At 34.2% G+C, this 18185-nt stretch carries 20 protein-coding genes and 2 riboswitches; of the genes, 11 read left to right on the top strand and 9 right to left on the bottom strand.

All coding sequences use genetic code 11. The annotated features are described in order from the left end of the window. The first annotated feature begins 12 nt into the window (after nt 1–12). Complete coding sequence (locus HWV59_RS09970) at nt 13–690, top strand: DUF1836 domain-containing protein (protein ID WP_102231858.1); 678 nt, start codon at nt 13–15, stop codon at nt 688–690. 125 nt (nt 691–815) lie between these two features. After that, nucleotides 816–1007 (top strand): alpha/beta-type small acid-soluble spore protein, encoded by a 192-nt coding sequence (locus tag HWV59_RS09965; RefSeq protein ID WP_102231859.1) that lies wholly within the window; start codon nt 816–818, stop codon nt 1005–1007. An 82-nt stretch (nt 1008–1089) separates the two neighbouring features. On the opposite strand, the gene HWV59_RS09960 is transcribed toward HWV59_RS09965, so the two are convergent. The 3 genes from HWV59_RS09960 to HWV59_RS09950 form a co-directional block, all read right to left on the bottom strand. Then, a complete protein-coding gene (locus HWV59_RS09960; protein ID WP_175638766.1) occupies nt 1090–2277 on the bottom strand; it encodes an anti-sigma-I factor RsgI family protein in 1188 nt (395 codons plus the stop codon). Next, nucleotides 2274–3020: an RNA polymerase sigma factor SigI gene (gene sigI, locus HWV59_RS09955; protein ID WP_102231939.1), complete on the bottom strand. Its 747-nt coding sequence runs from the start codon at nt 3018–3020 to the stop codon at nt 2274–2276. Before sigI ends, HWV59_RS09960 begins: the two co-directional genes overlap by 4 nt. 492 nt (nt 3021–3512) lie before the next feature. Beyond that, nucleotides 3513–4313: a TerC family protein gene (locus HWV59_RS09950; protein ID WP_175638765.1), complete on the bottom strand. Its 801-nt coding sequence runs from the start codon at nt 4311–4313 to the stop codon at nt 3513–3515. A gap of 50 nt (nt 4314–4363) precedes the next feature. After that, nucleotides 4364–4525: riboswitch (yybP-ykoY riboswitch) on the bottom strand. A 153-nt stretch (nt 4526–4678) separates the two neighbouring features. Here HWV59_RS09950 and HWV59_RS09945 point away from each other — a divergent pair. Both HWV59_RS09945 and ku read left to right on the top strand, forming a co-directional pair. Further along, a complete protein-coding gene (locus tag HWV59_RS09945) occupies nt 4679–5458 on the top strand; it encodes an undecaprenyl-diphosphate phosphatase (protein ID WP_102231862.1) in 780 nt (259 codons plus the stop codon). Between the two features lie 89 nt (nt 5459–5547). Then, nucleotides 5548–6450: a non-homologous end joining protein Ku gene (ku, locus tag HWV59_RS09940; protein WP_102231863.1), complete on the top strand. Its 903-nt coding sequence runs from the start codon at nt 5548–5550 to the stop codon at nt 6448–6450. A gap of 141 nt (nt 6451–6591) precedes the next feature. Here ku and HWV59_RS09935 read toward each other — a convergent pair whose 3' ends face one another. Continuing rightward, nucleotides 6592–7113, bottom strand: coding sequence for a D-glycero-alpha-D-manno-heptose-1,7-bisphosphate 7-phosphatase (locus HWV59_RS09935; RefSeq protein ID WP_102231864.1), 522 nt, complete (start codon nt 7111–7113; stop codon nt 6592–6594). Nucleotides 7114–7197: 84 nt separating this feature from the next. Between HWV59_RS09935 and HWV59_RS09930 the strand changes: the two genes are divergently transcribed. Further along, complete coding sequence (locus HWV59_RS09930; RefSeq protein WP_235991818.1) at nt 7198–9024, top strand: DNA ligase D; 1827 nt, start codon at nt 7198–7200, stop codon at nt 9022–9024. 270 nt (nt 9025–9294) lie between these two features. Here HWV59_RS09930 and HWV59_RS09925 read toward each other — a convergent pair whose 3' ends face one another. Further along, nucleotides 9295–9753: a MarR family winged helix-turn-helix transcriptional regulator gene (locus tag HWV59_RS09925; protein ID WP_102231866.1), complete on the bottom strand. Its 459-nt coding sequence runs from the start codon at nt 9751–9753 to the stop codon at nt 9295–9297. A 225-nt stretch (nt 9754–9978) separates the two neighbouring features. Between HWV59_RS09925 and HWV59_RS09920 the strand changes: the two genes are divergently transcribed. Continuing rightward, nucleotides 9979–10722: a nucleotidyltransferase domain-containing protein gene (locus HWV59_RS09920; protein ID WP_175638763.1), complete on the top strand. Its 744-nt coding sequence runs from the start codon at nt 9979–9981 to the stop codon at nt 10720–10722. A 38-nt stretch (nt 10723–10760) separates the two neighbouring features. Here HWV59_RS09920 and fbpA read toward each other — a convergent pair whose 3' ends face one another. After that, on the bottom strand, nt 10761–10946 hold the full coding sequence (gene fbpA, locus HWV59_RS09915; protein ID WP_102231868.1) for a Fur-regulated basic protein FbpA: 186 nt from the start codon (nt 10944–10946) through the stop codon (nt 10761–10763). A 170-nt stretch (nt 10947–11116) separates the two neighbouring features. On the opposite strand from fbpA, the gene HWV59_RS09910 reads away from it, so the two are divergent. The 5 genes from HWV59_RS09910 to thiC all read left to right on the top strand — a co-directional run bounded on the left by HWV59_RS09910 (nt 11117) and on the right by thiC (nt 15435). Continuing rightward, on the top strand, nt 11117–11398 hold the full coding sequence (locus HWV59_RS09910; protein ID WP_102231869.1) for a hypothetical protein: 282 nt from the start codon (nt 11117–11119) through the stop codon (nt 11396–11398). Between the two features lie 190 nt (nt 11399–11588). Continuing rightward, nucleotides 11589–11927 carry a MerR family transcriptional regulator gene (locus tag HWV59_RS09905; protein ID WP_102231870.1) on the top strand — a complete coding sequence of 113 codons (339 nt, stop codon included), beginning with the start codon at nt 11589–11591 and terminating at the stop codon, nt 11925–11927. Nucleotides 11928–12286: 359 nt separating this feature from the next. Continuing rightward, the gene (locus tag HWV59_RS09900) at nt 12287–12460 is read left to right on the top strand and encodes an aspartyl-phosphate phosphatase Spo0E family protein (protein ID WP_175638762.1); all 174 of its coding nucleotides are present in this window, start codon (nt 12287–12289) and stop codon (nt 12458–12460) included. A gap of 111 nt (nt 12461–12571) precedes the next feature. Continuing rightward, nucleotides 12572–13249, top strand: coding sequence for an MOSC domain-containing protein (locus HWV59_RS09895; RefSeq protein ID WP_235991703.1), 678 nt, complete (start codon nt 12572–12574; stop codon nt 13247–13249). Nucleotides 13250–13439: 190 nt separating this feature from the next. Next, nucleotides 13440–13555: riboswitch (TPP riboswitch) on the top strand. Nucleotides 13556–13683: 128 nt separating this feature from the next. After that, a complete protein-coding gene (gene thiC / locus HWV59_RS09890) occupies nt 13684–15435 on the top strand; it encodes a phosphomethylpyrimidine synthase ThiC (protein ID WP_102231873.1) in 1752 nt (583 codons plus the stop codon). A 44-nt stretch (nt 15436–15479) separates the two neighbouring features. Here the strand turns inward: thiC and HWV59_RS09885 are convergent, their stop codons facing one another. From HWV59_RS09885 to HWV59_RS09875, 3 genes are all read right to left on the bottom strand, one after another. After that, nucleotides 15480–15899, bottom strand: a complete 420-nt coding sequence (locus tag HWV59_RS09885; protein ID WP_102231874.1) for a YmaF family protein — start codon at nt 15897–15899, stop codon at nt 15480–15482. Nucleotides 15900–15978: 79 nt separating this feature from the next. Beyond that, the gene (locus tag HWV59_RS09880) at nt 15979–17091 is read right to left on the bottom strand and encodes a Ger(x)C family spore germination protein (RefSeq protein ID WP_268921761.1); all 1113 of its coding nucleotides are present in this window, start codon (nt 17089–17091) and stop codon (nt 15979–15981) included. Further along, nucleotides 17088–18185, bottom strand: a complete 1098-nt coding sequence (locus HWV59_RS09875; protein ID WP_175638760.1) for a GerAB/ArcD/ProY family transporter — start codon at nt 18183–18185, stop codon at nt 17088–17090. The genes HWV59_RS09880 and HWV59_RS09875 overlap by 4 nt, the downstream gene beginning before the upstream one ends.

The following is an 18185-nucleotide window of genomic DNA, read 5'->3' as shown; positions in this document are numbered from 1 at the left end:
TGAGGTGTCAAAATGTCATTCCAATTAACACGCGTGCAAATGACAAAGCTATTATATGCTTTAAAAGGAGAGTCAACGCAAACTCCATTACATATAGTCGAAGAAGCTTTAAAAAATTCCATTTCTGTTGAACAGAACATTCCGAGTTTCATACTTAAGGCCAGTAAAAAGAAAAGCCAATTAAAATATGGTTTATCTACAAATGAAATTGTATCTTTAGCTAATCTGTGTGAATTAACTTCTCTAAAGTCTACCTCTATTCAAAATTGGATTAAACGTGATGTAAAAGAATTAATTGGCCAACCGGAGCTTGGTAAAAAATATTCAATTGATCAAGCAGCTATGCTATTAATTGTCAAAGATCTAAAAGTAATTTTTGATTTTGAACGAATCCGTAATATTCTAACAGAACTATTTAACACTCTTTCAGATCGTAGTGATGATTTAATAAGCCCTATCTCTTTTTATGAATTATATGGATCAGTTCTGGAGAGCCTAGACTCTTTTTCAGAAAGAGATATAGAACTGGAAGAACGTATAAATCGTCAAATAAAGCTTCCGCGAAAGATTTCCTCAAACCTAACGGAAGAGCAATGTAATTCGATTCGCAGGATTATTGTGACTACAGTATTATCGGTAATAGCTTCACATATCCAGACAAGGGCACAGATTTATTTAAATGAAATCTAAATATAGACAAATGCATCTCTAAACATTTCCAGTATAGAAATTCATCCTCAAAGAAACCTTATGAGTAAGGCTATAGTAGATATTCTTATAGCCTTAAGAAAATACAAAAAAAGAGGTGCATACAAATGGCTAGAAGTAGTAATAAATTACTTGTCCCAGGGATTGAACAGGCTCTGGATCAAATTAAATATGAAATTGCACAAGAATTTGGCGTGCATTTAGGATCAGACACTGTTTCTCGTGCAAATGGATCAGTAGGCGGAGAAATTACAAAACGTCTTGTAGCACAGGCGCAGTCACAGTTAAACGGAAAATAAATTGAATAATATATGGCAAAAAGGCTGATCACGTTTGATCAGCCTTTTTTTATAAAAAAAACTTTTGATAGCACAAATGCCTTTAATCGTCTTCACGATCATTTTTTGCTTGTTTTCTATCTTCTTTGTTATGCCCACCGTTATTATTTTTTCCTCGATTGTATTCCTTACGACCATTTTTATCATTATCCCGATCTTCATTCCAATGATCCTGATCGTTCTCATTATCACGGTCTTTTTTACTATTCCATTCCCTATTTCTTTCGTTGCGATTTTCCTTACGTTCCTCCTGCTTGACCCTTACAGTTTGCTTGTTGTTATTTTGTATATTCTCATTTCTTTTATGTTGATTTTTTTGAGCATTCTCTTTAATCTTTTGCTTTGCTTTATCCAGCTTTTCTTTTGTTTCTGATTTCAATTCCCTTTGCACAGAGTTGTTATTAACAGGTTTAGTGTTCGTCTGTTCCTTTACTTGACTTGATGTGTTTGTGTTTGTTTCTTTCTTTTCTGGAACAATTGGTACAGGTGTAGCATCACTCTGTGTTGAATCATCTTTTTCTTTAGATTCTACTTGCTGCTCAACAAGCTCTAAATATTTACCGGTCGAAACCCCTTGTTTTTGTGCTTTTTCTCTAGTTTCTTTATCTGATTCCATTGTTTTTACGATCATTTCTTCTTCTTCTACCGTTGAACTAATTTTTGTCAGATTTTCTTCCAATTGTTGTTCAATTTTCTTATCAGTCTCATTCATTACCGTAGTGATAACAATTTCTTTTCCGGGATAAACGTATCCATCTGACTTACATTCATTTATAATAACTTGCACAATTTCATTAAGAGGTTTTTCCTGCCAATTAGCAAGGCTATCCATAATATTATTTGCCTCGTCATTAAGCGGTACTAATGAAATAACCTTTAAATGATTATCTAGACTAACTTCAAAGCTGGGATTTATATCAATTGACATGTATGCGTAGACTTTATCATTATTTAAAAAAGGTAGAAAACTAATCATAAAAAATATGATGGCAACTGCTGATAAAGCCCCAATCCTAGCTGTACGAGTACGTAAATGATTAAATAAGATTCTATTGCCTGCCCTTTTTGTTCTTGTTGCAGCTTCTTCACGTTTATCCGCTAAAGGAAAAAAAGAAATTTCTTCACCTAATTCATAATTTCCCTCTTTATTTAACGTTCTTAAAAATTTCCCATCTGGGGTAAGCAATGTAACAAAGTCATCATCGAGCTCTACGACGACCCCTCTTTTCATGAATCCAGCACCCCTTTTATATATTCTTTTAAATAGACGAAATTTCCTGAAAGAATGATAGCCATAGCTATGATGTATTTTCTATTTCTCTCGATTGTTTTACGACTTACTGAAACTTTAGCTTCAAGTTGTTTAACCGGCAGCTGTCTTTTGGTAAAAAGGATATTTCTTAGTTTTTCATCATTTACCAATTCAGTCGCGACTAACATCGCATTTTGTCTGGCATCAAAATGCTTGGGTGATTGTTCAACGATTTCAGCAAAAGTTAATTGAAAGTCATTTAAGCAGTGCTGAAAATAAATAATTTCTTCTTTACGATGTTCCTGTTCAAGTGCTTTTGTATATTCCTCAACTGATAAGTCCGATTCAATTTTACTCTGGGAATATTCACCCTCTTCATGCTCTTGCAGCTCAAGATGGACCGTATATGGATGACGAGCTTCCTTTCGGATATAGTCAATTACTTTCCTTTTAATCACAAGCTCTGCAAAAGCTAATAATGAACTCCCTTTATCAGTCGAATATTTCTCAATAGCATCATTAAACGCAATAAGACCTATACTAAATTCATCATCGTTTTCACTAATATATCGTTTACAAACAGATGAGACTGTTTTAGCAACAAATGGTTTATATTGTTCAATTAGTTCATTTTGTAAGTGTATATCTCCCTTTTGTATTTGGAGAACTGTTTCTTCTAATGTTCGCTTCTTTTTACCTAATTTAAACAAAAGGCTAAGCATTGGGATGTTCACCTCTGTTTCCCCTATATTACTTTGTTAATAATAGCTAATTTAATAGGGGATCGCAAAGGAAGATATATGAAATTATCTTTCTGATTTTCTACAAAACAAAGTCAATTATTACAAAACAAACAACTTTTGACCTATTGATTTAAACCTATACCAAACCTTCAAAAAGAATAGACTTTACTGGTTGGAACAACGTATTAAATTATACAACACGATAACTCAACACGAAAAGAACTGAAAAAATATTAATAAAATTGCGTTTTGTCACATTACCTCCCTCACCTTTTCTTTGAGTCCCTAAATAGTTACGTCATGATAATTTATCTTAAGGGTGTTAAAAAAATATTTTGCAAAAAAAATCTCAGAACATGAGTTTAGACCTAGAAAATGTTACACATTTGACATATTCAGGTGTATATTTCTGCTCTATTACAATTTAAAAAGGAATCCCGAATAGGATTCCTTCGTCAGACAACTTCTATATTAATAATCATTACTTGCTTTGGCTTTATCTAAAGTTTTTTCTTCATTGTCTTCTTCTTTTACTTCTTTGGATAGGAACCACCCACCAATTGCAATTGTTGCAAGTACGATCCAGAAAATTATTTTCCACGTGGCAGATTCAATAAAGTGTTTCGATACCACATCAATTTGAGGATGTGCAAGTGTATATAAAGCTAACTTCACACCTACCCAACCAACAATTAAAAATGCAGCAGTTTCTAGATTCGGTTTTTTCTTTAAAAGTTTAACAAAATACGTTGCAGCAAATCTCATTATCACAATTCCGATAATACCACCAGCTAATATAACGAGGAATTGACCTCCATCAAGACCACCAATTTCAGGTAAATTTGTGGCGGGTAGTGTTACGGCAAGTGCTACTGCAGCCAAGATTGAGTCTACCGCAAAAGCTAAGTCTGCAAGTTCTACCTTTAAGACTGTACCCCAAAATCCTGATTCTTTTTTTGCAACCTTGTGCTCCTCACTTTTCTTAATAACAAATTTCTTGACAATATGATTGATTGAAATGTAAAGAAGATAGATGGCTCCTATTGCCTGGACTTGCCACACATTAACAAGAAATGAGATGAGGAATAGTGCACCAAATCGTAAGACAAATGCACCCGCCAATCCGTAAAATAAAGCTTTCCTTCTTTGATCCTCCGGTAAATGCTTAACCATAACGGCCATAACCAACGCATTATCAGCTGCTAAAATTCCTTCTAAGGCAACCAATACTAATAGCACCCAACCATACTCTAACAGTAAAGTTACATCCATGCTTTTCTCCTCCTAATGCTTAAAGTATTAATCTTCTTAGACCCTTTATTAGCAATAGGACAACAAAAAAAGACCCTTGCCGCTAAAGGCAAAGGTCTTGCTAAGCATGTTAAACCGTACCGATCATGCCAACAAAGCCGATGGAAAAAGATCCATGAAATGACGACTTTGTTTTCAGGTTCCCCTGAACGCTACTCCCCTTTGAAAGAAGAATATTAAGTTACTATTATCATAAGTGCTTTGCTGTTTTGTTGTCAAATGTTTTTTCTAAAATTTATTATATTCCTTTAATAAATTGTTCTATAAAAGCATCTATTTGACATATTCATGAATACAGACAAGCTTTGTTTTTGAGGGGGATGAATATGGATTGGATACAGGCAGTCATACTGGGAATAATTCAAGGACTAACAGAATTTATCCCAATAAGTAGCACAGGACATCTTTATTTAGGCCGAAATTTTTTCGGGTTAGAAGAAGCTGGCTTATTTCTAGATACAATGCTTCACCTAGGAACTCTTATCGCACTTGTTGTTTTTTATAGGGAAATACTTATTAAATTAATAAAAAACCCCTTTAGTCGGATAACAGCACTTTTAGTTGTTGGAACTATTCCGGCTGTTATAACTGGTATATTATTTAGTGATTATTTTGATAGCCTGTCAAAATCAGGAATCTCAATCGGTTGGGAATTTTTAATTACAGGGCTCTTTTTGTGGTTTGCTGATTCAATTAAAAATGGAGCAAAAAAGGTTGAAAACATTTCTTTATTTGATTCCTTTTTTATTGGAAGCTTTCAAGCACTAGCTATTTTTCCTGCCATCTCCCGATCGGGGATGACGATTGTAGGTGCTCTCTTAAGGAAAATGGATAAAGAAGCTGCTGCGTATTTCTCGTTTCTCTTATCTATTCCAGCTATTTGTGGTGGTGTTATTTATCAACTAAAGGATCTGATATCAGGAGCTGTCCCGCAAATTAGCCTTTCATCAATGTTTATCGCCACATTATCTTCTGCTTTTTTCGGCTATATTGCAGTCAGATTCATGATTACGTTTATCAAGTACAGATCTCTAAAAATCTTTGCTGTTTATGTATGGGTTCTAGGAATAATCATTATTCTTCTCCAGCAATTATCTATATTTTAAGTTAATTGGCAGCTATTTCTACTCATGAAATTCTTGCCTGAAGCAGAAATTAAAAACAGGAAACTTACAACATAAGACAGGGGATTTTTATGCATACAATGTGGAAAGGCTCCATTAGTTTCGGTTTAGTGAACATACCCATTAAACTTTATGCAGCAACAGAGGACAAGGATATTAAACTTAGAACTCTTCATAAGAAATGTCATAGCCCTATTCAATATGAAAAAAAATGTCCGAATTGTGATGAAGAAGTTAAAGCAGATGAAATTGTGAAGGGCTATGAGTATGTAAAAGGAAAATATGTTGTCCTAACAGAAGAGGAACTAAAGGAAATAAAAGATGAGCACGAAGATAAAACTGTTGAAATTATTGATTTTGTTAAAATGGAGGATATTGATCCTATCTATTTCAGCCGTTCTTATTTTATTGGTCCTGGAGAAAATGGTGGAAAAGCATATGGACTGCTCAGAGAGGCACTAACAAAATCAGGAAAAATAGGCATTGCTGAAATTACGATCCGTTCAAAGCAGCAGCTTGCAATGGTACGAGTTTATCAAAATTGCATTGTAATGGAGACAGTTCATTATCCGGACGAAGTAAGAAACGTTAAAGAAGTCCCGAGTGTTCCTGAAAATGTAGAGGTCGGAGAAAAAGAACTTGATACAGCTATTATGCTTATTGATCAGTTAACCACAACCTTTGAGCCTGAAAAATATAAAGATGATTATCGATTGGCTTTACAAGAACTTATCGAGAGAAAAGTGAATCAAGATGAAGGTAAAACACCAACTGAAGCAGCACCGCGTCAAAATGTTGTAGATTTAATGAGCGCTCTTCAAGCAAGTATTGAAAAAACAAAAAAACCACAAACAAAAGCAAAACCAAAGGCGAAGCCAGTGAAAGCTGTTGGAGATGACAGTTCATCACCAACACCAACTAGCACTGTCGGAACGACCGGAAAGAAAACAAAAACAGTCCGTAAAAAAGCTTAATTATTGTGGTTCAACAAGACGGGAAACTATCTTACAGAAAGTTTCTCGTTTTTATATTATTTCTGAGTTAGTTATGTTTATATTAATCCTTCTAATTCAATGAACTACTACATTATAGACGTGTTTAATTATATATTGTACTCATTGCTCAGTCGTAATCCAGCTTGCTGCATCGTATAAGGTCGGAAATCGGATATCAGCTAAACCTTCTTCATTACCAATTAGAATGGTTTTCGTTCCTGCCTGTTTCCCCGCTAGAATATCAACATCCCGATCACCCACCATAAAGCTTTCATGTAAAGAAACTTGGTGTTTTTGCGCCAACGTAAGAAGCATTTCTGGTTCTGGCTTTCGACAAGCACACCCTGCATTAGGTTTATGTGGACAATAGATAATGTCATCTATCTTTCCTCCACTCTTTGCTATCTCTTTTTTCATTTTTTCATGCACCTTTTTTAGATTATTTTCCTTCATATAACCTAAACCAACTCCACCTTGATTTGTTACAACAAATACGAGATAGCCTGCATCATTTAGCAGCTTAATCCCTTCTCCAACTCTATCTAATAAATACATTTGTTCCGGTTTGTTAACAAATTTCACCCTACTACTTAATACCTCATTTATGACACCGTCTCGATCTAGAAAAACAGCTTTATTCATCACTTAACATCCCTTTCATGAATTTCTGTGAATTTGATCATAATAATACATATCACTATTGAAGGATGATGCTTTTTGAAACCAATGCTTCCGACTTTACATACCGAAATACCTACAGGGTCAGACTGGGTTTACGAAACAAAATATGATGGATTTCGATCTCTCTTAGTTGTGACGGATTCTTCAATTGATATAATGAGCCGGAATGAAAAATCATTAAATAAACAATTCCCTGAAATCATTTACCAAGTAGAGAGAATCCGAGATGAGTTAAGACCACATCTTCCCTTAATTTTAGATGGTGAAATTGTCTACCTGACATCAACACATTTCTCTGATTTTGAGCAACTTCAAATAAGAGGCAGATTAAAAAATTTAGATAAAATTGAAATTGAATTTAAAAAGCATCCTTGTTGTTTTCTTGCTTTTGACCTTGTCAAATTAAATGGAAAAAGTCTTTCCACTGATTCACTTAAAGAGCGGAAATTAATGCTTCAAAAGTTATTTAAAACACTAAAGTTAGACAATGAGGTGAGCCCTCTCTCCCCCAATCATCTACAGTATGTTCCTTATACAACGAACTATTCTAAGTTATGGGAAGAAATGCGGCTTGAAGATGGAGAAGGTATACTCGCCAAACATTTAAAAAGTAAATGGGAAGAAGGACTGCGTACACAAAAATGGTTAAAAATTAAAAACTACAAATATGCTAACTTTTTTATTACCGGCTACGACAAAGAAAATGGCTATTTTCATGTCGGTGTTTTTCAGAATAGTCATATTGTCCAAGCAGGAGTGTTTTCACATGGTATTTCCGCAAGCGAACGTGAAGCACTTCTTACAATTGTGCGGGAAAATAAAAAAAACGAAACAGCATCTTTTATTGAAATAGGACCGGCTATTGTTGTAGAAATTCAATTTTTATCTCTTTATAAAAACCAATTACGTGAACCATCGTTTTCGACGTTTCGATTTGATGTTGATATCGACGATTGCACTTGGGATATGTTATTAATTAAAACTGCTCCTATTCATGAAGAAATATCAATCACACATCCTGATAAACCCTTATGGGAAAAAGTTGATGTGAAAAAAGAGAAATTTTTAAGTTATCTTTTTCAAATATCACCTTTTATGCTTCCATTTTTAAAAAATCGCTTGTTAACTGTTATTCGATTTCCACATGGTATGTATGGTGAAGCATTTTATCAAAAAAACAGTCCTGATTACGCACCTTCTTTTATCAAAACTAAGCAACATGAAAATATCGATTATATTATTTGTCAAGATCTTTCCACCTTGATGTGGCTTGGAAATCAGCTTGCATTTGAGTACCATATCCCTTTTCAGACAATTGATACACCACATCCAACTGAAATCGTATTTGACCTTGATCCACCTTCCAGAGATTCTTTTTCGTTAGCGATAAAAGCAGCATTTGAAATGAAGAAAATATTTGATCAATTTCAATTAAAAACATTTCCGAAATTATCGGGCAACAAGGGATTACAAATTCATATTCCCATTTCTAAAAATTCACTAACATATGAAGAAACTCGTGTTTTCACTGAGTTTATTGCTAATTATCTAGTGACAAGTTTTCCTGAAGATTTTACAATTGAGCGAATGAAGAAAAATCGTGGCAGTCGACTTTATATTGACTATATTCAACATGCAGAGGGCAAAACTATTATCGCTCCCTATTCTCTCCGTGGAAAAAAAGAAGGAGCATTCATTGCTTCACCACTTTTTTGGGATGAAATCAATGAAGAGTTATCAGTCGAACAATTCACCATGGACAAAGTTCTCAACCGATCAAAAACAATTGGATGCCCTTTTCATAACTATTTTGAATCACCTCAGGATAAAACACTACGGACATTAATTGAACAAATAAATAATGCAAAATAGAGAATTAAATTCAGTTATTTCCTATGAAGGACACTTAAATCGTTTTAACCTTAATGGTGTCCTTTATTCCCTCTATGAAAGACATTCTTGCTCATTTTCATCTTCATTTTGTCTTTCATCTGCTCTATGAAAGACATTCTTTTCCGTTTCTCCATCAATTTTAAACTTCTTTAATATTTCAGTGAGACAATCACTTCGAACTTAAAAAAGAGTGACCAAAATGGCCACCCTTTTTACGGGTAAACGTTTCCAATCTAGATACTTAGCAATCTATCTGAATAGTAAATGCTGGCTATGTACTCCCGCCTTCTTTAAGAGCGCTTTCAACTCTACCTGCTCTTCAGCATTTAAGCCAGAGAATGCACGTGCCATTCGAATTGCATGAATTGGATAGATTTCATCTAAATATGTTTGACCTTTCTCTGTTAACTTTGCATAAATTGAACGTTTATCCTTTGGATCCTGTTCTCGATAGATATAGCCATTTTTTTCAAGCTTATCAATCACATACGTAACATTTCCACTAACTAGCAGAAGCCTTGAACCAATTTGCTGAAGCTTTTGCGGACCTTTCGTGAACAACAATTCCAATACTGCAAATTCTGTTGGATTGAATCCATGCTCCTTACTATCACGGATAGAATGCTCGGATACGCTTTTGAAAGCCCTTGCAAAAACTCGAAACAAATCCAATGCATTCTGTAATTCTTCTTCAGTAAATGATCTCATCCCATCGCCCTCTTGTTAAAAATTAGCAAAGATAAAAGTGTTAGAAAAAACTTTACTTGTCACAGAGTTCTACTGATAAAGCCACATCTATACTATCCTTTATTAACTATAATAGGATAAAATAGCACTCCCTATATATTTTACTATTATTTAACGTAAATTTGAAGGTTTTTCATAAGAAAAGTATATAATTATAATAATAGCACACATAAATGGGGTATCTTTATGAACAATGTAATCAAAAATATTTTAAATGACTTAGAAAAACAAGAGCAAATACAAATTTTATTTGCTTGTGAATCCGGAAGCCGTGCTTGGACCTTACATGAAAAAGATAGTGACTTTGATATAAGATTTATTTATAAGCATGAACAAGATTGGTATTTGCAATTATATGAAGAACGTGATGTTTTAGAAAGAAATAGCTTAGAAACCTATGAAGTTGTTGGGTGGGATATTAAGAAGGCTTTACGTTTACTGAATAAGTCAAATCCTACTCTTCTTGAATGGTTATCTTCCCCTATCACTTACCGAAATGATGTTATGTTTACCGAAGAATTAAAGCAATTTGCCCAACATACTTTCTCACCGTATTCAGTTCTTCACCATTATCTCAGCATGGCTAAAAAAAATTATAAACGTCTTAAACAAGTTAACAATAGTACTGCTAAAATGTATCTTGCTGTCTTAAAGCCTTTGCAAATTTGCAAATGGATTATTGAAAAAGATTCATTTCCAGCCATTGGCTTACATGTTTTCCATAATGGTAACAAAGGATCCATTATGGAAAAGGAATTTCAAGAAGTAATTCTACATAAACAAGCTGGACTATATTTTAGTTCTCACATTCTCCTCGAATATATAGAAACCAGCTTACGAACTTTAGAAGGCCTTGTGAAAGAAAGTCGAAAAAACAATTTTGATCACACTAAGAATTTAACTGATTTCTTTAGAAAGGTCATCAGTTAAGAAAGGACTCCAAAATATGGATGGAGTCTTTTTCTTTTTCATCCTGTTGAAGAGCTCTTTTTCTTTACCTTTGGTATGTTGTGATAAAAATAGTTATATTCATTTTTCAATTCTGTTAGTGTCATTTTATTCATTACCTGGCTATTGTAAACACCAATTGCCAGTAGCTTTTGTGAGTAGTAATTTCTTTGCTCTTCAAGTGCAGTTTGTAACATTTTGCTCATAGCACTCATCTCCATTTATTTTTTTACACTATTAAATTTACCTCAAAATTGTTATGTGGCGATTAAGACAATGTTAAGATTTTTTATTGAGATATTAAGATTGTATAAATTTGGTTAAATTTTCAAAAATTTGTCGACAATAGTTTCAATAACCTATGGAGTTGAAACGAATGAAGATAAAGGTAATTGCTATAAAACAAGATCTTTCTTACACAAAAGTTTTTTATCTCAATTTAGCTGAACCAAAAAACCAGCAATTATATATGGCTATATTCGAAAAAGGTTTTTTAGCTTCATTAACTATTTACAACACACTTACAAATCACTTTGAAGAAGTTACTTCCTTATTCCCGGAATCCTTTTTACAAAAACTTTCAGAGAATATTTACATTCAAATAAATACAAAGTCTTATAGACCTGAAGAAGGTTCTCATCTAAAATCCTTCCTTTAATGAGATCATTAATTCTCGAAGATTTTCTTAATTGTACCCACTCTTTGCTTCTGTTACATTTCAGCTGTAAAAAAACCTCACAACTACTTACACGGAATATATTTTTATGTTAGAATTTCTTACATAACAGAAGCCATCTTTGCCATAACAGGATATACTCTAAGTAAGAATTGTTTAAGGGGTGGAGATATTGAATCATCCAGACCGCTCTTATAAGGATAAAAAGGTGATTTCAATAGGTACAGTCAGCGAACTAACCGGATTAACATTAAGGCAAATTCGTTATTATGAAGAAAGAAAACTAATTGCACCGTATCGAAATGATCGTGGTACGCGAAAATATTCGTTTTCCGATATTGAAACATTGATGGACATTGCTGACAAACGAGAGGACGGTGTACAAACAACAGAGATTTTAAAAGAAATGCGTTTAAAGGAACGTAAGCGGGAAAGTGAAGCAGATGTAAGAAAAAAAATGCTGCAAGGTCAGATAAACGCACAATTCAGATATGGACGTGGAGGACATTGATGAAATTTGGAAAGTTCCCTTTACCACCTAGTTCTCATGGAGAAATCCCTATTTTTTCTTGTTCTATCATCCGTAGATTTCTTTTTATTTCAGAGAGTTGATAAAAGCTACAGCAAAAGAGCCTAAAATGCTGTAGCTTTTTAATGTGCTTCCCCCCTTTAACCAGGACATTTATCACTTTTCTTCAATTAAAAAATCCACAAAGCCTCCCTGCTATTGATTCACTTTATATAATATTTCGACTTTTTTTTTTGAAAATAGGAAAAAAAACACAGTATTCTATTTACTTTCTTTTAAAATATCAGATAATAAAAATACTAGGATCAATTTACCTAGATGTATACTGTGAGGTGTTCATTGTGAAAACATTAGATACCGTAATAGAGGAATATCGTAACAAGATGTTTTTAATTGCCAAAGAAGATGGCCTAAATTCACATCGAACATTAATAGCAAGTCAACACTTAGATGAATTACTGAATATAAAAATGGCTGAGAGCAAAGCTATAAGTAAACCGAAAGAAAATCATTAGAATATTATAAGTAAAATGTATAAATACATCAATGGGAAACCTTGATGTATTTTTCATCGAATCATCTATATAAAAAGGCAGAAACTTTTTCTCCAATTCGTCTTAAGGGAAGTGAATTCTTTGAATCATGAAATTGTTTGGTTAAGTAAAGGAACACCCTCTACTCTTACCTATAAGGGAAAGGAATATAAATCAGGTATAGCTAAAAATCAAGTATCTGAGCTAAATGTCACGTTGAATGGAATTATTGGTGATGATGTTGAAAATCATGAATTCCATGGAGGATCGGAACGTGTAATTTGTGTATATGCTTATGAACATTATGGATTTTGGGGACAACTCTATCAACACATTCTCCCTAAAGCTGCTTTCGGTGAAAATTTAACTCTAAAAGGTATGACCGAATCTGATGTAAATATTGGAGATATTTATCAAATTGGTGAGGCAATTGTTCAGGTTTCACAAGGTAGGTTTCCATGCTCAACAATTAATAAATACACAAACATACCTACCCTTTTAAATAAAATTATTGAACACGGCTACACTGGATATTTTTTTCGAGTGTTAGAAGAAGGTACGATTTATTCTAATTCCTCTATTAAATTACTTGAAAAACATCCAAAAGGATTATCCATAAGCACCATCCATCATACCTTCTTTCATGATAAAGAAAATATTAGACAGATTGAAGCCATTTTATCATTAGATACTCTTTCTAAAGAATGGAAAAATAGATTGAATAAACTACATAATTCTATTACAAAAAATTCCGATAAAAGTTTAAGGTGAAATTTCACCCTAGCAATTTCTTCCTATTTTATTATTACTATCTAACTAGTTCCTATTAAGAAAACGAGGACTTCTACTCATTCAAGAGTGGAGGTCCTCGTTTTTCACGAATATTCAGATAGTAAAAAAGATTCTGTTGACTTACATCTTCAGTGTGATATGATTATTCTTGGAATTTAATTAAATTTCCATTATCTACTAGGGGAGTCCATTAGCTTGGACTGAGAGAAGAACGCGCTCGAAGTTCTTTGACCCTTCGAACCTGATCTGGATGATACCAGCGTAGGGAAGTAGGAATAGTTTATAAAAGGGTCTTCGCACACGCCCCTTTATTTTATTTTTCCTACATCTACCTAACGGGTTCTGTATATCAGAGCCCGTTTTTTATTTCCTTCCGTTGTGATCACATAACTAATATTCTAGGAGGAGATTAGATGAAGATTAATGTTAAACAACCATTCTCTGGCAGCAAAAAAATTTATGTACAAGGTAGTAAACCTGACATTCAAGTACCAATGAGGGAAATCTCACAGGATAAAACGAAAAGTACTTTTGATGAAAAAGAAAATCAACCTATACGTGTTTATGATACAAGCGGGCCTTATACAGATCAAAATGCTGATATTAATATTTCTAAGGGCCTTCGCAAAATAAGAGATAACTGGATTAAGAGCCGACAAGATGTTGAACATTATGCAGGTCGAAAAAGCAAACCTGAAGATAATGGCTATAAAACTCTATTTCCATCTTCGACTGATATATTCCCGTCAGAGTCTACTACACCACTTGTAGCTAAAAAAGGAAAAAGAGTTACTCAGCTACACTATGCAAGACAAGGAATAATTACACCAGAAATGGAATTTATCGCGATTCGTGAGAAAATGGATCCTGAATTTGTTCGGGATGAAGTTGCTTGTGGGCGCGCAATAATTCCGGCAAATATTAATCATCCTGAAAGTGAACCAATGATTATAGGTAAAAATTTTCATGTGAAAATCAATGCAAATATTGGAAATTCTGCCGTTACCTCTTCTATCGAGAATGAAGTTGAAAAAATGACATGGGCAATCCGCTGGGGTGCCGATACGATCATGGATTTATCAACTGGAAAAAACATTCACACAACAAGAGAATGGATCATTCGTAATTCACCTGTTCCAGTTGGGACTGTACCAATTTATCAGGCATTAGAAAAGGTGAATGGAATTGCTGAAGATTTAACATGGGAAGTATATCGTGACACGCTTATTGAACAAGCTGAACAAGGTGTCGATTATTTCACTATTCATGCGGGCGTTCTTCTCAGGTATATTCCGTTAACCGTTAATCGGACAACCGGAATCGTGTCACGAGGGGGTTCCATTCTTGCCCAATGGTGTTTAGCTCATCATAAAGAAAATTTCTTATATACTCACTTTCATGAAATATGTGAGATTTTAGCAGCATACGATATTGCCGTTTCATTAGGCGACGGTTTACGCCCCGGCTCTATTGCTGATGCGAATGATGAAGCACAGTTTGCAGAACTTGAAACATTAGGAGAACTAACGAAAATAGCCTGGGAATATGATGTTCAAGTTATGATTGAAGGACCAGGACACGTTCCAATGCATCTAATTAAAGAAAATGTTGAAAAACAGCAGGATATCTGCCATGAAGCCCCCTTTTATACTTTAGGACCTTTGACAACCGATATCGCTCCTGGCTATGACCATATAACCTCTGCAATTGGAGCAGCCATGATCGGTTGGTTCGGCACAGCCATGTTATGCTATGTGACACCAAAGGAACATCTTGGGCTACCAAATAAAGATGATGTTCGTGAAGGAGTCATCGCTTATAAAATTGCTGCACATGCTGCTGATTTAGCAAAGGGACATCCAAATGCCCAATACCGAGATGATGCCCTATCCAAGGCACGATTTGAGTTTAGGTGGAAAGACCAATTCAATCTCTCTCTAGATCCAGAAAGAGCAATGGAATATCATGATGAAACATTGCCGGCTGAAGGGGCAAAAACAGCCCACTTTTGTTCAATGTGTGGACCAAAGTTTTGCTCAATGAGAATTTCTCATGATATTAAGGAAAATGTCAATAATCAAGGAATTTTTGAAGAATTACGTCAAAAAGGGATGAATGAGAAAGCAAAAGAATTTACTGCACTGGGTTCTCGGATTTACAAATAATACTTCAGGGATTTATCTACCATGATAAATCCCTCTTTTTTTCTTCATTTACAGAATATCAAGGAATGATTAAGAAACGGATCCTCTCCAACTATACCATGTGTTCTTCCAGAAAACGTGTGATCATGCTTTGGACGCTCACCATCCCCATACATCACACCCCCAAACTGTGACAAAACAGCCTCATCATAGTTATAATAAGTACGGGTTTCAAACAAATGATAGTGACCACCATTTTCTAATGGAATAGCAGGACCAGTTTCTCCATAGAAGCGGTGATAATGTTTGTTAGCAGTCATTGTCACACCTCTAATAAAATGCTGATGACGATCAAGGCTATTTCCATTTACTGTTAAAGTGAAGCCCTTAATTAGATGGTAATGATCTTTTGATTCAGATGTTTTTGCGGCAAAAAAATGTGCATGATGGGGCTTTACCATGCCTACATGAATCAACTTTTTCATCTCCTCCTTGCCTCTTATTTCTTCATATGAAAAAGTGAAGAGATAAGAAAGTTGTCCATTCCTATCTTATATTATATATCTATTCTGGATATCCATCCTGATCCTTAATAATGCCAACATTTTTCATTTCCACTTGAGTTGTCACCTTAAAATTAACTGATTTATAGATGGAATTCCATTCATTTATTTTTGTTGATTCATTACCTGTATGTAATCCACGGTATCTAAGTCCAAATCCAACTGGATCAACGTTTTCCTTTTGAAATAATTTCAACAAATTTTTTATGTGATCCGAAACTTCAAGTTCGATGTCCTTTTCATATTCCCTTTTCTTCTCATCCTGCAATACATCAAAAGCCTCTTCAACTACTCCACTGATTTTTATATTCATTAAGATGTTGACTTTAGTGTTCTTTTCCTCAATTCGATAGGTTGTTCGAACTTTATCTGTCGAAAAAACAAAATATGGTGCATTATTTTCTCCTTCAACTTTAACCTCCGTTTTTGAGGAGTTATTTTTGATAATATTAAAATATTTTGTTTGCTCATCATCTAGTGTGAGAGCATGCTTTAAGCTAGAAAATACTGCTAACTGATTTGTTGAATAATCCTGGTCGTCTGCTTCAATAATTGGTAATATAGGATCAATTCCTCTTTCAGACTTGAGAGACATTAATTTATATAAATAAACAGAACTGATATACGGTGTTTCTGTTCCCGCGTTGCCAAAAGTTAAAAATAACGAATTGGAAGGCAGTCTTTCACCCATAGGCTTTGCTTCAAGTATCTTTAATGCGCTTGGACGACCAATTGCTGTCCATGCAATTGCCTGTATATCTCTTCTCCTGCTAAACCAATCTACTATATTTGTTATATCTTCTTTTACTAGCTCATCTCCAAAAATAATCATTTTGGCATGTCCAAAGTCCAGCTCCTTATCTACCTTTGCTTTTATTATCCGAACAGCTTCAGATATCGTTTGCGCTGATTCAGTGAGAATCTCTGATTCATTGCTTCCTGTCTTTATATCGCTACTTGGAACTGCTAATTTTAAGGAAATATCATACATATCATTCCGACCCTTGTCTACACCTATTGAAACAACAAAATATCTCTTGTCAATGTCTTTGTAGCCACAACTTGATAAAAAGAACATAGAACATAACAGGAACAAAAATATACATCTTTTCATTTTTCCAGCTTGTCCCTTCTTTTTAAAATTACTTTTAGCACAACAATACCTATTAATTGGGCGGGTAATAAAATAATCATCCACACCTTCGCTACACTACCAATAATCTCAACATCAAGCAGGTTTAAACTCACCATTCCTAATAAAGAAAAAATGCCTAAAATTATTATTGGCGTTATTTCTTTGTCCTTTCTCTTTATGATAGGAAGAATAGCTTCTAATTGTTTCATCCCTACATGCCAATGCATCGTTACGCTTGCAATCGATACATTGATGTATAATGCTAAGAACAGAAAACTAACACGTTCAATAAAACCAAGTTCAATCCTTAAACCTTCAGTTGTTGCAATCCACGGAAATGTGTAAGACCCTACACCATCAAACCCGTGTACACCGATTGGGATAAAAAAGGTTGTTATTAAGGTGAAAAAACCAAGAAGACCTATAATGATGATCGAAAAAAAGCCAACTTTCACCTCTTTGAAATATCGATTAAAAATAACAAGATTCGCATAGCCAGTATAAACAAAAGTTGCTGTGGAGATTGTCTCAAAACTAGGCATTTCATGATAATATGTTAAGGCTACACGCATAGAGTCCCATATAATTTCTTGGTTTGTATATGATTTAAAAATGACAAAAGCAATAAAGGGGAGGTTTATTAATAAGATTATTTCTATTGAATATAACACCTTTTTTGAATCCCTTGATGCTCCAAAAAAAATAACAACCAAGAATAAAAGAATAGTGACAAGCTCATCCATTTCAGGATTAATATATTGTTTTGATATGTGTGTAAATGCAATGAGCGTAACAAAACCTGCCATAAACCATAAAATCCCCTGAAAAAGCAAATAAAATGTCCTAAACCATTTCGGTGTGAATTTTTCAAGAATTTCTGGTATTCCCTGCCCAGGAAATTCGCTCATATATTTTGTGAAGAAGTAAATAATGAACATTCCAATCAGAAAAGCCAACAAAATCCCTAGCAAAGAACCTTCACTTCGATTTTCGATTAACACCGTCGGCACATATGCCACAATGTTTGTTAACATATTCAAAATTAGCATTGCGTACAATAATCTTTTTGACAT

The sequence above is a fragment of the Metabacillus schmidteae genome, from assembly GCF_903166545.1.
In the GTDB taxonomy this organism is placed as follows: Bacteria; Bacillota; Bacilli; order Bacillales; family Bacillaceae; genus Metabacillus; species Metabacillus schmidteae.
The sequence above is the reverse complement of the archived record's forward strand: the minus strand, read 5'-3'. Positions and strand labels throughout refer to the sequence as shown.

Coding starts and splice junctions, on each gene's coding strand:
- HWV59_RS09970 (WP_102231858.1), top strand. CDS start 13: ATGTCATTCCAATTAACACGCGTGCAAATGACAAAGCTATTATATGCT.
- HWV59_RS09965 (WP_102231859.1), top strand. CDS start 816: ATGGCTAGAAGTAGTAATAAATTACTTGTCCCAGGGATTGAACAGGCT.
- HWV59_RS09960 (WP_175638766.1), bottom strand. CDS start 2,277: ATGAAAAGAGGGGTCGTCGTAGAGCTCGATGATGACTTTGTTACATTG.
- sigI (WP_102231939.1), bottom strand. CDS start 3,020: ATGCTTAGCCTTTTGTTTAAATTAGGTAAAAAGAAGCGAACATTAGAA.
- HWV59_RS09950 (WP_175638765.1), bottom strand. CDS start 4,313: ATGGATGTAACTTTACTGTTAGAGTATGGTTGGGTGCTATTAGTATTG.
- HWV59_RS09945 (WP_102231862.1), top strand. CDS start 4,679: ATGGATTGGATACAGGCAGTCATACTGGGAATAATTCAAGGACTAACA.
- ku (WP_102231863.1), top strand. CDS start 5,548: ATGCATACAATGTGGAAAGGCTCCATTAGTTTCGGTTTAGTGAACATA.
- HWV59_RS09935 (WP_102231864.1), bottom strand. CDS start 7,113: ATGAATAAAGCTGTTTTTCTAGATCGAGACGGTGTCATAAATGAGGTA.
- HWV59_RS09930 (WP_235991818.1), top strand. CDS start 7,198: ATGCTTCCGACTTTACATACCGAAATACCTACAGGGTCAGACTGGGTT.
- HWV59_RS09925 (WP_102231866.1), bottom strand. CDS start 9,753: ATGAGATCATTTACTGAAGAAGAATTACAGAATGCATTGGATTTGTTT.
- HWV59_RS09920 (WP_175638763.1), top strand. CDS start 9,979: ATGAACAATGTAATCAAAAATATTTTAAATGACTTAGAAAAACAAGAG.
- fbpA (WP_102231868.1), bottom strand. CDS start 10,946: ATGAGCAAAATGTTACAAACTGCACTTGAAGAGCAAAGAAATTACTAC.
- HWV59_RS09910 (WP_102231869.1), top strand. CDS start 11,117: ATGAAGATAAAGGTAATTGCTATAAAACAAGATCTTTCTTACACAAAA.
- thiC (WP_102231873.1), top strand. CDS start 13,684: ATGAAGATTAATGTTAAACAACCATTCTCTGGCAGCAAAAAAATTTAT.
- HWV59_RS09885 (WP_102231874.1), bottom strand. CDS start 15,899: ATGAAAAAGTTGATTCATGTAGGCATGGTAAAGCCCCATCATGCACAT.
- HWV59_RS09880 (WP_268921761.1), bottom strand. CDS start 17,091: ATGAAAAGATGTATATTTTTGTTCCTGTTATGTTCTATGTTCTTTTTA.
- HWV59_RS09875 (WP_175638760.1), bottom strand. CDS start 18,185: ATGTCAAAAAGATTATTGTACGCAATGCTAATTTTGAATATGTTAACA.